Source organism: Mesorhizobium sp. PL10, assembly GCF_053714315.1.
The window spans coordinates 176975-190832 of record NZ_JBSKBR010000012.1; the positions used below are offsets into that span (position 1 = coordinate 176975).

A 13858-nucleotide genomic window follows, 5' to 3' on the forward strand; every position below is an offset into this window, starting at 1 on the left:
GCCTCGACCTGAGGTCCGGAATGGCGGGCCACCGGCTTCACCGGAGATATCAGATCGGCGGAAATGGCTGATGGCGGTCGCGCGCGACAATCAGCTGGACGCTCTGCGCGCCATCGCTGTCACGATGGTTCTCTATTCTCATTTCCTGGCACCTAACGGGTCCTCCTTTTGGGGCCATATCGGCGTGCGGCTGTTCTTCGTCCTGAGCGGCTTCCTGATCACCCGACTGCTGCTCGAAGCCCGCGCTGCGGCCGAATTCGAAGCCGGCCCAGCATTGAGATCGTTCTACATCAGGCGCGCGCTGCGCATATTCCCGCCCTATTTCGCCGTGCTTGGGTTCGTCTGGCTGACCGATCTGGAGCAGTCCAGCGGATCGCTCGTCTGGCATGCGCTTTACCTGTCGAATTTCTGGTACGCGCTGCGCAACGAATGGACGCCCTGGCTACTCTGCCATTTCTGGAGCCTGAGCATCGAGGAGCAATTCTATATCGCCTGGCCGCTGGTGGTGCTTCTCGCACCGCGCCGGCGCGTGGAAGCGATCACTATCGGCGTCATCCTGTTGTCGCTGGCCTATCGCTTCTACTGGCCGATCACCGCCACCCCGGCGCTGGCGCGCGATCTGCTGCCGCCTGCATCGATGGATGCGCTGGCGTTGGGTGCTTTGCTTGCCTGCCGGCGGACTAGAGGCGCTGGCCTGCCGCAGTGGATGCGGCTAGGCTGGCCAGCCCTTGCGGCCGTCTTCCTGGCGATTGAGTGGCTTGTCCCGGCGCCGGCCGATCCGATGCTGGAATGGGCCCGCTGGGCGCTGCTGCAGGTCCTGCCCCTGGTGCCGCTGGTGGCCGTTGTCGCCGCCTGTTCAGCCGGCCTTGGCGGCGCCCTCGGCAGGGTTTTCGAACTGCCGCCGCTGCTGTCACTGGGCCGCATCAGCTACGGCGTCTATCTCTACCATCCGATCCTTCTGTCGCTCGCCGTCAAGTCACAGCCCTGGATTCCACTCAATGTCTCGGAGCAGGGGCCTGGACGGTTCCTGGTCGCGAGCGCCGCCACGATCGCCGTCGCTTCAATCTCGTGGACGGTTTTCGAAAGGCCGCTCAACGGCCTCAAGCGCCGCTTCCCCTATGTCGCGCGCCACCGCTCCCAGGTACGCGCCGGCGATGCCGGCTGGCTCGGCAGGGCGGCGGACGCCTATGCCAGCCCCGATGGCCGCGTCGCGCTCGATCTCCAGCGAACGGATGCGCACAGATGACCGCCGCGCCGCTCGTGTCCGTCCTGCTGCCGGTCTACAATGCCGGGCCTTATCTCGCCGCTGCGCTGGGGAGCATTCTGCGGCAAGACTACGATCGCCTCGAGGTCATCGCTATCGATGACGGGTCGACTGACAATTCGCTCGAGATCCTCGAACGATACCGCCGGGCCGACAATCGCGTTTCTGTCATCTCACGTGAAAACCGCGGCCTCGTCGCCACCCTCAATGAAGGGCTGCGACTGGCCCAGGGCGAGCTGGTTGCGCGAATGGATGCGGACGATGTCGCCTATCCCTGGCGCCTCTCGCGCCAGGTGGCACTGTTCGAGCGGCGGCCCGAGCTCGGCTTCTGTGGCGCCTGCGTCGATACCTTGCTTCACGGCCGTATCGCCAAGGGCAGGCTCGACCCGGTGTTCCGGTTCGGCCGGCTCGATATATTGTCGATGTTCTTTACGATATTCATGCATCCGACGGTGGTCTACAACAGAAAGGTCATAGGGAACGACGATCTCTATTACGATCCCAGATACAGGCACGCCGAGGATTTCGATCTCTTCAGGCGGCTTGCTGCCCGTTTCCCGGCGACCATGTCGCCCGATAACCTGCTCATCTATCGCATCCATGCGGGAAGCGTGACCATGCGGCATGCCAAGGAAATGCGCAGGACGCATTTGCGGATCGTTGCCGAAAATCTCGAGCGTGAGGGGCTAGCGGAAGCCACCGCGGATCTGCGCGACATCGGCGAGGCCGTCTCTTTCGACACGGTTGCGCGCGCAGCCGATTTCATCCGTGCGCTGGAAGAGCGGATTTCCACGCTGCCGCCCGGCACACGGCCAATCTTCGAGGCCGGCGCGCTGAACCTGTTCTATTTCCTCTACCAGCTCGTCAGCGACGAAGGAGAACCGCCCCTGACGCACGAGTTGCTCACGCGGACAGCGAGATGGAACTTCATCCGGCGCCGCGAAAAATATGCGCTGCGTCCCGGCGTCTGGGCGCCTTGGCTCAGCCTGGCCTCGATAGCGGCCGGAAAGCGGGCGGACGCAGTGGCGTACTTCTTCCAAACCACGCCGGCCGAAGCGGTGCTTGCGCGTTATCAGCGGGGACAGATATGACCGACAGGCCCCACCCGCTCCTGCGCGAGCACCCGTTTGCGAGTGCGCCCGTGCCGACATCTCCGCGATCGGAGCGGACGCCTCTCGAGGTCAGCTTCATCGTCTGTACGCGCGACCGCGCCGCTGTACTGGAGGCCTGCATAGCGTCGATCCAGGCTGCATGCCGGGCGCACGCCGCCTTCGCGGCCGAGTTGGTGGTGGTCGACAATGGTTCACGGGACGGCACGTCAAAGCGGCTGGCCAGTATCGCCGAAACATCGGACATCCCGGTCACAGCCGTCTCGGAGCCGCGCCCCGGACTGGCCACTGCCCGCAATGCCGGATTGGCGCGAGCGCGAGGCCGCGTGCTGGTGTTCATCGACGATGACTGCAAGCTCGATCGCGACTATCTCCGCGACCTCGAGCGGCACTACCGGAGCGGCGAGAAGTGGCTGATCCGCGGCGGCCGCGTCGAGCTCGGCGATGCCCGGGACCTGCCCTTCACCATCAAGCGCTGCGAGGCGCGCGAACGGCTGACCCCGGCGGTCCACCCGGGCGGCTTCGTGCTTGGCTGCAACATGACCATGCACCGCGACGTTGCAGCCCGTATCGGGTCGTTCGACGAACGATTCGGCGCTGGTGGCCCGCTACGCTCGGCTGAGGATACGGATTATCTCGTACGGGCGATGCTGCTCGGCATGCCGGTCGAGTATGTGCCCGACATGACGGTCCTGCATCATCACGGCCGGCGAGACCGCAAATCGATCGACAGGCTGCACCGCGACTATAGCCTCGGTAATGGTGCGCTGTGCCTGAAACATGTCCGCCACGCCCCTTGGCTGCTTCGCCATGTCTATTGGTCCGCGCGGGCCGCGTTCAAGGAACTGGCGGGCCGTCCTCGCTTCGACCGCGACCTCGATCTGTCGCACTGGCCTATTGTCGTCATGAATCTGGCAGGTGCCGCCAGATTTGCGCTGCTCGTCATGATGGGATGGCCAAAACGGCTGCCGTTGCGCCAGAACCGGCAAGCCAGCGAAGCCAATGCGGAGGTCAGAGCGCGATAATGTCACTGATTCCGTCAGGCCTGCCGATGCTCCGCCGCGCGCTTGGTGGCAGGCTGTTGCGGCTCGTTCCCGTCGTGGTGGGGCTCGGGCTTGCGGGCGCCGCGCTGGAAGGCCTCGGCATCGGCCTCATCATTCCGCTGCTCGGCATCATTATGGGACGTGGCGAAACATCAGGCATGGCCGGTTTCTCCGCCCTCCTTCAGCAGGTTGGAGCGGACCTCGGAGAGCGCGAGCGGCTGATTGCCATTTCGGCCGCGATCCTCGGTTCGATCGTGCTGAAGAATGTCTTTGCCTTCGCTAACACGCTGCTGACCAGCTTCATCTACGGCAAGGCAGGTTATTCGATCCGTAGCGCATTGTCGGAGCAGTTGCTCAGGGTCGGCTACCCCTTTTTCCTGCAGCAAAGCCCCGGACGGCTGCTCAACATCATCTCCAACGAATCCTGGCGAGCGTCCGACGCTATCCAGGCCCTGCTCGGCGCGATCGTCAGTGCCTCGGCCGCCGTTATCCTGCTCACCTTCCTCCTGCTCCTGTCCTGGCAGATGACGCTGCTGGTGACGCTGGGGCTGGCGCTTGTCCAGCTGGCGCATGGGATTTTGTCGTCCAGTCTGAAGGCGCCGAGCCGCAGCGTCGTCTCGCGCAACAGTGCACTCGCTTCGCAGATGCTGCATCTGGTGCATGCTGGGCGCCTGATCCGCATCTTCGGGCAGGAGAACCGAGAAAAGGCGGTTTTCGCCAAAGCCTCCGACGGCGTTCGGCGCGCGGCTTTCCTGCTTTCAATCCGCCAGGGCGTCTTGCCGCCACTGACCGAGGTGTTGCACGCGATGCTGTTCCTGGCGGTGGTGATCGGAGCCTGGCTGGCGAATGTAAGCTTCCCGCTGACCGTCGCCTTCCTCATCCTGCTCTACCGACTGCAGCCTCATATGCGCGCCTTGCAGATGTCGTGGAGTCAGCTGCAAGGCATGAGCGGCTCGCTGGAGGAGGTGCAATGGCTGCTCGATCCTTCCGACAAGCCCGAGGCACCGCAGGGCAGCCTGCCGTTCGACGGCTTGCGCCAAGGGATCACGTTCGATGATGTGAGCTTCGCCTATTCCGGTGCCCTGTCCGGCCCCGACGCACGCGAGGCGGTGCTGCATCAGGCGATGTTCGACATCCGCAGCGGCCGCTCGACGGCGCTGATCGGCCGCTCGGGCGCCGGCAAGACGACGATCGTCAATCTCCTGTGCCGCTTCGTCAAACCCGATAGCGGCAGAATCCTCGTCGATGGGGCACCGCTCGATGAAATCGAGCCAGACCAGTGGCGGCGGAACATTGCCTTGGCCAGCCAGGAGCTGGAATTGGTCGACGGGACCATTTTCGAAAACATTGTCTACGGCCACGACACCGCATCGCCCAGCGACGCCATGCGCGCCGCAAGGCTGGCCGAGGCACATGAATTCATCGAGCACCTGCCGAGGGGTTACGCGACACTTGTCGGATACCGGGGCATCAACCTGTCAGCCGGACAAAGGCAAAGGATCGCCCTGGCGCGGGCGCTGGTGCGCGATCCCGATATCCTCATCCTCGACGAAGCCACCAGTGCGGTGGATGGGTTGTCGGAAGCCGCTATTGTCGAGACGCTGAAGTCGCGGGCCGGCCGCCGCACCACCATTGTCATCAGCCATCACCACAGCACCATCTCGTTCTGCGACGACGTGGTGATCTTGAGCCGCGGTCGAGTGAAGAAACAGGCTCCCTTCGCAACGCTGGCAAAGCTCAGCATGGACGAGCTTTACCAGCACGGAGCGGGTGAGTGATGGGGCGCACCGGAATCTGCGACACGGCTTGCGCCCGGCAGTTCCCGGATTGCGATCGATCCTGCCGGCAAAACACCGCCGCGACGCATTTCCGATTGTGCAAAAGCAATTGCCAAGGAGGTCAGGCGGCCTTCTTCTTCGCCAGCCTTGCCTTGATCGAGGCGACGTCGGCACGCGGCGTCGCGGCGAAAAGCGTCCTCGTATAGCTGTGCTTGGGGTCGGCAAAGACCTCTTCGCGCGAGCCGTATTCGACGGCTTCGCCGAAATACATCACCATCACGTCGTCGGCGATGTAGCGCACGACGGACAGATCGTGGCTGATGAAGACATAGGTCAGCTGGAATTCGTCCTGCAGGTCGGCGAGCAGATTGAGCACCTGCGCCTGCACCGACAGATCGAGCGCGGAGACCGGCTCGTCGAGGACCAGCAGGCTCGGATTCAACATCAGCGCGCGGGCGATGGCGATGCGCTGGCGCTGGCCGCCGGAGAACATGTGCGGGTAGCGGTTGTAATGTTCAGTTCCGAGGCCGACCTTCTTCAGCATCTTCATGGCCAGGTCGCGCCGCTCTTCGGCCGGCTTGTCGGTGTTGATGAGCAGCGGTTCACCCAGCACATCGCCGATCTTCTGGCGCGGATTGAGCGAGCCGTAAGGGTTCTGGAAGACGATCTGCACCTTGCGGCGCATCTCCTTGGTCAGGCCGTTCCTGGCGATATCGACCTTGTTGCCGTCGATGAACAGCTCTCCGGAGGTCGCCGGGTCGATCAGCGTGATGATGCGCGCCAGCGTGGACTTGCCGCAGCCCGATTCACCGACGATGGCCAGCGTCTTGCCCTTGTCGACACTGAACGAAACGCCCTTGACCGCGTGCACGGTGCGCGCGCCACGAAACAGTCCACCGCCGACGTGATAGTCGCGCTTGATGTTCTTGCCTTCGACGACCTTGATGCTCATCAGGCGACTCCAGCGGCCGGTTCGAACAGCATGTCGGAGACGGTCGGCAGGCGGTCGCCGACGGCGTTGTCCGGCAGCGCCGAAAGGAGAGCGCGCGTGTAGTTGCTCTTCGGCGATTCAAACAGTGACAGCACGTCGGCCTCTTCCATCTTGCGGCCCTTGTACTGGACGATGACGCGGTCGGCGGTCTCGGCCACCACGCCCATATTGTGGGTGATCATGATCAGGCCCATGCCGTATTTGACCTGCAGCGAGACCAGCAGATCGAGGATCTGCTTCTGGATGGTGACGTCGAGCGCGGTGGTCGGCTCGTCGGCGATCAGAAGCTTTGGATTGCAGGCGATGGCGATGGCGATCATGACGCGCTGGCACTGGCCGCCCGACATCTGGTGCGGGAACGAGTTCAGCCGTTCGGCCGGCTCGGCGATGCCGACCTGCGTCAGCAGCTCGATGGCGCGGGCCCGGCGCTGGGCTTTGTCCATGCCCATATGGAAGCGCAGCACTTCCTCGATCTGGAAGCCGACCGTGAAGCAGGGATTGAGGCTGGCCATCGGCTCCTGGAAGATCATCGACATGTCCTTGCCGACGATCTTGCGGCGCTCGGCCGGGCTCATCTTGAGGAGGTCCCGGCCATTGAAGCTCATCTCGTCGGCGGTGACCGTCGCCGTCCACGGCAACAGGCCCATCACAGCCAGCATCGACACCGACTTGCCGGAGCCGGATTCACCGACGATGGCCAGCACTTCCCGTTCGTTGACGTGGAGCGAGACGCCGTCGACGGCGCGGAACGGGCCTGACGCGGTCTGGAACTCGACGACGAGATTGCGGATGTCGAGCAGCGCCATCACGACCTCCTCAGCTTGGGATCGAGCGCATCGCGCAGGCCGTCGCCGATCAGGTTGATGGCGAGCACGGTGATGAGGATGGCGAGGCCGGGGAAAGTGACCACCCACCAGGCGCGCAGGATGAATTCGCGCGCCGAGGCAAGCATGGTTCCCCATTCCGGCGTCGGCGGCTGGGCGCCAAGGCCGAGGAAGCCGAGGGCGGCCGCCTCGAGGATGGCGTTGGAGAAGGACAGCGTGCCCTGGACGATCAGCGGCGCAAGGCAGTTGGGCAGGATGGTGCGCAGCATGAGCCGGATATGTCCCGCGCCGGCGACCTTGGCGGCGACCACATATTCACGGCTCTTTTCGGCCATGACAGCGGCGCGCACCAGGCGCGCGAAATGCGGCTGCAGGACAAGCGCAATGGCCAGCATGGCGTTGAACAGGCCGGGGCCGAGGATGGTGACCAGAACCAGCGCCAAAAGCAACGACGGGAAGGACAGGATCAAATCCATGACGCGCATAATCGCCACGTCGACCCAGCCGCGGAAATAGCCGGCCAGCAGGCCGAGCATGATGCCGCCGGTAAGTGCCAGCGTGACGACGACGGCGCCGATCAGCAGCGAGAAACGCGCGCCATAGAGCAGGCGCGAGAGCATGTCGCGGCCGACCGCGTCGGTGCCGAGCAGATATTCGGCGCTGCCGCCCGCCTGCCATGCCGGCGGCCGCAAGAAAGCAGCCTTATCCTGGATATCGGGCGCATAGGGCGCCAGCAGTGGCGCAAACAGCGCTGCCAGCACCAACAGGATGAAGACGAACAGGCCGATGACGGCGCCGCGGTTCACCGAGAAATAGTGCCAGAAGGTCCTGAAGCCGGTCAGGCGATCAGGATTGCCGGCGGCCATCGGGGCGATTTCGGTCGACTGGCTCATCACGCTGCCCTGATGCGCGGGTTGATGACGGCATAAAGCACGTCGACGATCAGGTTCACGGCCATGACGATAAGGGCGATCAAGAGCAAGCCCGACTGCACGACGACATAGTCGCGCTTGGATATGGAATCGACCATCCACTTGCCGATGCCCGGCCAGGCGAAGATGGTTTCGGTGAGAATGGCGCCGGCGAGCAGCGTACTGACCTGCAGGCCGATGGTGGTGACCACCGGGATGAGCGCATTGCGCAGCGCGTGCACGCCGATGACGCGGGACGACGACAACCCCTTGGCGCGCGCGGTCCGCACATAGTCCTCGCCCAGCACTTCGAGCATGGCCGAGCGCGTCTGGCGGGCGATCACCGCCAGCGGGATGGTGCCGAGCACAATTGTCGGCAGCACCAGATGGCTCAGTGCCGAGCGGAAAGCATCCCATTTGCCGTAGAGCAGGCTGTCGAGTGTCAGGAAGCCGGTGATCGGCTTGATGAAGAACTGCAGGCCGATGCGGCCGGAAACCGGGGTCCAGCCGAGATAGCCGGAGAAAAAGATGATCAGCAGCAGGCCCCACCAGAAGATCGGCATGGAATAGCCGACAAGGGCTGTGCCCATCAGCCCCTGGTCGAACCAGGAGCCGCGCTTGACCGCGGCGAAGATGCCCGCGGGAATGCCCAGCAGCATGGCGAAGATCATGGCGAAGACAGAGAGCTCGATGGTTGCCGGGAAGAGCGTCATGAAATCTTCGATGACCGGGCGCTTGGACGAAATCGACACGCCGAAATTACCGGTCGCGGCATCGCGGACATAATGCGCGTATTGCTGCCAGATCGGCAGATTGTAGCCGAACTGTTCCTTCAGTTCCGCGTAGCGCGCGGGCGACACGCCATGCTCGCCGGCCATGGCAAGGATGGGATCGCCGGGCAGCAGCCTGACGAAAGCGAAGGCACAGATGGTGATGCCGATCAGCGTCGGAAGCACCAAGACGATTTTGTTGAGGAGATATCGGAGCATCTTGAAAAGGGGGCGGCGCTTGATTGCGCGCCGCCCGCCTAACAGTTCTATTCGGCCTTGTCGACGCCGTCGAAGCGATGAATACCGAGCGGGTCCATCATGTAACCGCTGACATTCTTGCGCACGACTGCGTAAACTTGGCTGTGTGCCATGAGGAAGGCCGGAGCCTGCTTGGCAAAGACCACCTGCGCCTGCTCATAGAGCTTGGTGCGTTCGGCCTGGTCGCTGGTCTTCTTGGCCTTCTGGATCAGGTCCTCGAAGTCCTTGTCGCACCAGCTGGAGTAGTTCGACACGCCGATGGCCGAGCAGGCGAACAGCGTGGCGAAGAAGTTGTCCGGATCGCCATTGTCACCGGTCCAGCCGATCTGGAAGGCGCCGGGGCGTTCCTTCTTCTTGCCTTCCTCGCGGTACTTCGTCCATTCGTAGCTGACGATCTCCGCCTTGACGCCGACCTTGGCCCAGTCGGCCTGGATCAGTTCGGCGGCACGCTGGAAGTTCGGGTTGTAGGGACGGACGCGATCGGAGGCCCAGAGCTGGATCTCCTTCAGACCGGCATCGGCCAGCACCTTCTTGGCCGCTTCCGGATCATAGGCGTCGGACTTCACGTCCTTGTCCCACGACCACATGGTCGGCGGGATCAGGTTTTCGGCCGGCGTGGCGCCGGCGTCCTGGAACAGCGACTTGATGAGCGATGCCCGGTCGATCGCCTGGTTGAGCGCGTGGCGCACTTCAGGCTTGTCGAGCGGCGGGATGGTGGTGTTGTAGCTCATGTAGCCGATGTTGAGGCCGGCCTGATCCATCAGGGTCACGTCGGCGTTGGCCTTGATCGTGCCGATGTCGGCAGGATTCGGATAGGGCGCGATGTCGCATTCGCCGGCGAGCACCTTCTGGATGCGGGCGGTCGCGTCAGGCGTGATGGCGAAGACGAGATCGTCGATCTTTTCCTTGCCCTTGAAGTAATCCGGATTGGCCGCATAGCGGATCACCGAATCCAGCTGGTAGTCGACGAACTGGAACGGACCGGTGCCGACCGGCTTGGTCGAGAAGTCGGCCATCTTGCCGTCTTTTTCCAGCTGGTCGGCATATTCCTTCGACACGATCGAGGCGAAGTCCATGCCGAGATTGGCAAGCATCGGCGCATTCGGCTCGGTCAGCGTCAGCTTGACGGTCAGGTCATCGACCTTTTCCCACTTGGCGACGTATTTCGGCATGTCCATGCCGGTGTAGTAATCCCAGGTCAGGTTCGGCAGGTATTTTTCGCCGTTCCAGGGATTTTCCTTGTTGAACTGGCGATCGAAGGAAAAGACGACGTCGTCTGCATTGAAGTCACGTGTCGGCTTGAAGAAATCCGTGGTCTGGAACTTCACGCCCGGATGCAGGTGGAAAGTATAGACCAGGCCGTCGTCGGAGATTTCCCACTTGTCGGCAAGACCGGGCTCGATCTCGGTGCCGCCATGCTTGAATTCGACCAGGCGCGAATAGACGGTACGCGACGAGGCATCGAAGTCGTTGCCGCCCGTCGTGGTACCCGGGTCGAAGTTGGCCGGCGAGGCCTCCGAGCAGTAGACCAGCGTCTTGGCATTGGCCACGCCGCCGAGGACGCTTGCAGCCAGCAACGCGGCTGCAAAAGTCAGTTTCTTTTTCATTGAGCACTCCCTGATGTTCTTCCAAGCCCCTCTAGCAGGCTCGCGAAGCGCGCATATAAGCACCGTTTTTCGGGCTTTGGAACACCCTGTTTGCCTACCCCACCGTAAGCAGAAAATATTTCTCGGCTTTTGCTCGATTTCAGAAAGAAATAGCAAAATCTGCTAATCACGGGATTGTTAACGACCGCATTTTTTCATTGATTGCCGGTATCGTGAGCACAAATATCCACAGGCTCAGGTTTCGCAGCCTGCATGACAGGATGCCCTTTCCGGAGCCGGCGTCGCGAGAAGGATTTCGGCCGCAAATCTTTGCTGTCCTGCCGTTGGGGCAAGACTTGCACGGCCGCCGATAGTCGCAATACATAGATGACACGCCGGATTTCCCGGGAATCCGTGACATCGCTGCAGCGGAGGACGCCTCACCCCTATAGAGGCGGTGCAGCATGGAGCAGGCGACGAACGACTTAGGGAGGCTAGAGGTGGCAAAAGCAACAAAGACAACGGCCCCGGCGAAGGCAAAGGCAGGGACTGCTACAAAGCCGACCGCCGCTGCCGCCAAGCCGAAAGCGCCTTCGGCCAAAGCCGCCGCCAAACCGAAGGCAGCCGGCGCGCCGGCGTCTGCAAGCGTCAAGCCGGCCGGAAAACCTACGGCCAAGCCCGCGGCCGCGAAGACAGCACCTGTTGCAAAGCCCGCCGCCAGCCCTGCATCGAAAACGGCGGCGGCAAAGCCGGCCTCAAAACCGGCGCCGAGCCCGGCCAAGAAGCTGCCGAAGACGCTGACGGCGCTTGCCGCAGGCTTGCCGGACAAGCCGTGGCTGAAAAGCTATTCGAAAGTCGTGCCCGCCGAGATCGGCACCCTGCCCTACGGTTCGATCGGCGACTTCCTGGTCGGCGCCTGCAAGCAGTTTTCCGGCCAGCCGGCCTTCGTTTGCATGGGCAAGTCGATCTCCTACGCCGAACTCGAGCGGCAATCGGCTGCCTTTGGCGCTTATCTGCAATCGAAAGGCCTGCAGAAGGGCGCCCGGGTGGCGCTGATGATGCCGAACGTGCTGCAATATCCGGTGGCGATGATGGCCGTGCTTCGCGCCGGCTATGTCGTGGTGAACGTCAATCCGCTCTACACGCCGCGCGAACTGGAGCACCAGCTCAAGGATTCCGGTGCACAGGCGATCGTCATTCTCGAGAACTTCGCCAGCACGCTGGACGCGGTGATCGCCAGGACGGATGTCAAGCACGTGGTGGTCGCGGCGATGGGCGACATGCTCGGCGGCATCAAGGGCGCGATCGTCAACCTCGTCGTGCGCCGGGTGAAGAAGATGGTGCCGGCCTGGTCGCTGCCCGGCCATGTCAAGTTCAATGCCGCCGTGAAGGCCGGCGCTGGCATCGCCTTCAAGCCGGCCAAGATGGGAGCGAGCGACGTCGCCTTCCTGCAATATACCGGCGGCACCACCGGGATTTCCAAGGGCGCCGTGCTGCTGCACTCCAACGTGCTGTCCAATGTCGCGCAGAATACGCTGTGGCTGCAGGACGCCTACGCGATCAAGCCGAAACCGGCGCATCTCAACTTCATCTGCGCGCTGCCGCTCTACCATATATTCGCGCTGACGGTGAATGCGCTGATGGGGATGCAACAGGGCGCCCAGAACGTGCTCATTCCCAACCCGCGCGACATTCCCGGCTTCGTCAAGGAGCTGCAGAAATATCCGGCGCACATTTTCCCCGGCCTCAACACGCTGTTCAATGCGCTGCTCAACAATGAGGACTTCCGCAAGCTCGACTTCAAACCGCTGATCCTGACGCTGGGCGGCGGCATGGCGGTGCAGAAGGGCGTCGCCGAGCGCTGGAAGGCGCTGACCGGCAACTCGATCACCGAAGGCTACGGCCTTTCGGAGACGTCGCCGGTGGCCACCGCCAACAAGTTCAGCGACGGCAATTTCACCGGCACCATCGGCCTGCCTTTGCCGTCGACCGAGATCGCCATCCGCGACGATGACGGCAACAATCTGCCGCTCGGCGAGGTCGGCGAGATCTGCATCCGCGGGCCGCAGGTGATGGCCGGCTACTGGAACCGGCCGGACGAGACCGCCAAGGTGATGACCAAGGACGGTTATTTCAAATCCGGCGACATGGGCTTCATGGACGAGCGCGGCTACACCAAGATCGTCGACCGCAAGAAGGACATGATCCTGGTCTCCGGCTTCAACGTCTATCCGAACGAACTCGAGGAAGTCGTCGCCCAGCATCCGGGCGTGCTCGAAGTGGCGGCGATCGGCGTGCCGGACGAGCATTCCGGCGAAGTGCCAAAACTGTTCATCGTCAAGAAGGATCCGGCGCTGACCGTCGAGGCGATCACCGCCTATTGCCGCGAAAACCTGACCGGCTACAAGCGGCCGAAATACATCGAGTTCAGGACCGAACTGCCGAAGACGCCGGTCGGCAAGATTTTGCGCCGGGCGCTGCGTGAATAGTGGGGGATTTTCACGACCGCCGTGGCGATGACGGGATCGTGGACATTGGTCGACGTCTCGATCCGGAAGCGTTCATCAAGGCGAACCTGCGGCTAGCGCCCGTTCCCGTGCTTCCTGAAATCCAGCTCTATACGGCTCATCCCGGCAGTGGCTTGAGGCGGCTTGTCGAGCCGCACCAAAGCGGCGACTCTGACGGCGATGCGCTTGAGCCTGTAGACGACGCGCGCGAGCCACCGCCGCCTTACTGGGCCTATGCCTGGGCCGGCGGCACGGTGCTTGCGCGCTATGTACTAGACCATCCGGAAATCGTAGCCGGCCGCCGCGTGCTCGACCTCGGTGCCGGTTCGGGCCTTGTCGGCATCGCCGCCGCCAAGGCCGGCGCCAACGCGGTGATCGCCGCCGAGATCGATCGCAACGGTGTTGCCGCCATCGGCCTCAACGCCGCGGCCAATGGCGTCGAAATCACCAATCTCGACAAGGATATCACCACGGGCCCGCCGCCGGCGGTCGACCTCGTGCTTGCGGGTGACGTGTTCTATGGCCGCGAGGTTGCTTTGCAGTTTATCCCGTTCCTCGACCGCTGCCTGGCAGCCGGCATCGAGGTGTTGGTCGGCGACCCCCGCCGCAACGACCTGCCGCTTCCACGACTGCGGTTGCTGGCTGAATATCAGGTGCCGGATTTCGGCGACGCGAAGGGAGTTGTGACTAGGCCGAGCGGGGTGTTTTCGTTCGAGGCGAAAGAGCGCTGACGCGGAAAAGCCTAATCGTTTGGAGTGACCGGGTTCGACCCAAAAGCTGACTATGCCGACCCCGGCATGAACGAGGGAGCGTTTGC

11 protein-coding genes are annotated in these 13858 nt (G+C 63.1%); 6 read left to right on the forward strand and 5 right to left on the reverse strand.

Features of this window, described 5'->3' with window-relative positions; all coding sequences use genetic code 11:
- The first annotated feature begins 70 nt into the window (after positions 1–70).
- Genes ACWGTO_RS20665 through ACWGTO_RS20680 form a run of 4 tightly spaced genes read left to right on the forward strand, consistent with a single transcriptional unit; the run spans position 71 to position 5194 of the window.
- Complete coding sequence (locus tag ACWGTO_RS20665) at positions 71–1246, forward strand: acyltransferase family protein (protein WP_454576644.1); 1176 nt, start codon at positions 71–73, stop codon at positions 1244–1246.
- The gene (locus ACWGTO_RS20670; protein WP_454576645.1) at positions 1243–2355 is read left to right on the forward strand and encodes a glycosyltransferase family 2 protein; all 1113 of its coding nucleotides are present in this window, start codon (positions 1243–1245) and stop codon (positions 2353–2355) included. The genes ACWGTO_RS20665 and ACWGTO_RS20670 overlap by 4 nt, the downstream gene beginning before the upstream one ends.
- Positions 2352–3398 carry a glycosyltransferase family 2 protein gene (locus ACWGTO_RS20675; RefSeq protein WP_454576646.1) on the forward strand — a complete coding sequence of 349 codons (1047 nt, stop codon included), beginning with the start codon at positions 2352–2354 and terminating at the stop codon, positions 3396–3398. The genes ACWGTO_RS20670 and ACWGTO_RS20675 overlap by 4 nt, the downstream gene beginning before the upstream one ends.
- Positions 3398–5194: an ABC transporter ATP-binding protein gene (locus ACWGTO_RS20680; protein WP_454576647.1), complete on the forward strand. Its 1797-nt coding sequence runs from the start codon at positions 3398–3400 to the stop codon at positions 5192–5194. Before ACWGTO_RS20675 ends, ACWGTO_RS20680 begins: the two co-directional genes overlap by 1 nt.
- A 121-nt stretch (positions 5195–5315) precedes the next feature.
- On the opposite strand, the gene ACWGTO_RS20685 is transcribed toward ACWGTO_RS20680, so the two are convergent.
- The 5 genes from ACWGTO_RS20685 to ACWGTO_RS20705 are packed head-to-tail and all read right to left on the reverse strand — an operon-like array spanning position 5316 to position 10555.
- Complete coding sequence (locus tag ACWGTO_RS20685; protein WP_454576648.1) at positions 5316–6146, reverse strand: dipeptide ABC transporter ATP-binding protein; 831 nt, start codon at positions 6144–6146, stop codon at positions 5316–5318.
- Positions 6146–6991 carry an ABC transporter ATP-binding protein gene (locus tag ACWGTO_RS20690; RefSeq protein WP_454576649.1) on the reverse strand — a complete coding sequence of 282 codons (846 nt, stop codon included), beginning with the start codon at positions 6989–6991 and terminating at the stop codon, positions 6146–6148. The genes ACWGTO_RS20685 and ACWGTO_RS20690 overlap by 1 nt, the downstream gene beginning before the upstream one ends.
- The gene (locus ACWGTO_RS20695; protein ID WP_454576697.1) at positions 6991–7875 is read right to left on the reverse strand and encodes an ABC transporter permease subunit; all 885 of its coding nucleotides are present in this window, start codon (positions 7873–7875) and stop codon (positions 6991–6993) included. The genes ACWGTO_RS20690 and ACWGTO_RS20695 overlap by 1 nt, the downstream gene beginning before the upstream one ends.
- 26 nt (positions 7876–7901) lie before the next feature.
- Positions 7902–8909: an ABC transporter permease subunit gene (locus ACWGTO_RS20700; protein ID WP_454576650.1), complete on the reverse strand. Its 1008-nt coding sequence runs from the start codon at positions 8907–8909 to the stop codon at positions 7902–7904.
- A gap of 47 nt (positions 8910–8956) precedes the next feature.
- The gene (locus ACWGTO_RS20705; RefSeq protein WP_454576651.1) at positions 8957–10555 is read right to left on the reverse strand and encodes an ABC transporter substrate-binding protein; all 1599 of its coding nucleotides are present in this window, start codon (positions 10553–10555) and stop codon (positions 8957–8959) included.
- Positions 10556–11034: 479 nt separating this feature from the next.
- On the opposite strand from ACWGTO_RS20705, the gene ACWGTO_RS20710 reads away from it, so the two are divergent.
- The gene (locus ACWGTO_RS20710) at positions 11035–13023 is read left to right on the forward strand and encodes a long-chain-fatty-acid--CoA ligase (RefSeq protein ID WP_454576652.1); all 1989 of its coding nucleotides are present in this window, start codon (positions 11035–11037) and stop codon (positions 13021–13023) included.
- Between the two features lie 38 nt (positions 13024–13061).
- Positions 13062–13772, forward strand: coding sequence for a class I SAM-dependent methyltransferase (locus ACWGTO_RS20715; RefSeq protein ID WP_454576653.1), 711 nt, complete (start codon positions 13062–13064; stop codon positions 13770–13772).
- Positions 13773–13858: the final 86 nt, after the last annotated feature.

Excerpts from the sequence above, each read along its gene's own strand:
- ACWGTO_RS20665 (WP_454576644.1), top strand. The coding sequence starts at position 71 with ATGGCGGTCGCGCGCGACAATCAGCTGGACGCTCTGCGCGCCATCGCT.
- ACWGTO_RS20670 (WP_454576645.1), top strand. The coding sequence starts at position 1,243 with ATGACCGCCGCGCCGCTCGTGTCCGTCCTGCTGCCGGTCTACAATGCC.
- ACWGTO_RS20675 (WP_454576646.1), top strand. The coding sequence starts at position 2,352 with ATGACCGACAGGCCCCACCCGCTCCTGCGCGAGCACCCGTTTGCGAGT.
- ACWGTO_RS20680 (WP_454576647.1), top strand. The coding sequence starts at position 3,398 with ATGTCACTGATTCCGTCAGGCCTGCCGATGCTCCGCCGCGCGCTTGGT.
- ACWGTO_RS20685 (WP_454576648.1), bottom strand. The coding sequence starts at position 6,146 with ATGAGCATCAAGGTCGTCGAAGGCAAGAACATCAAGCGCGACTATCAC.
- ACWGTO_RS20690 (WP_454576649.1), bottom strand. The coding sequence starts at position 6,991 with ATGGCGCTGCTCGACATCCGCAATCTCGTCGTCGAGTTCCAGACCGCG.
- ACWGTO_RS20695 (WP_454576697.1), bottom strand. The coding sequence starts at position 7,875 with ATGGCCGCCGGCAATCCTGATCGCCTGACCGGCTTCAGGACCTTCTGG.
- ACWGTO_RS20700 (WP_454576650.1), bottom strand. The coding sequence starts at position 8,909 with ATGCTCCGATATCTCCTCAACAAAATCGTCTTGGTGCTTCCGACGCTG.
- ACWGTO_RS20705 (WP_454576651.1), bottom strand. The coding sequence starts at position 10,555 with ATGAAAAAGAAACTGACTTTTGCAGCCGCGTTGCTGGCTGCAAGCGTC.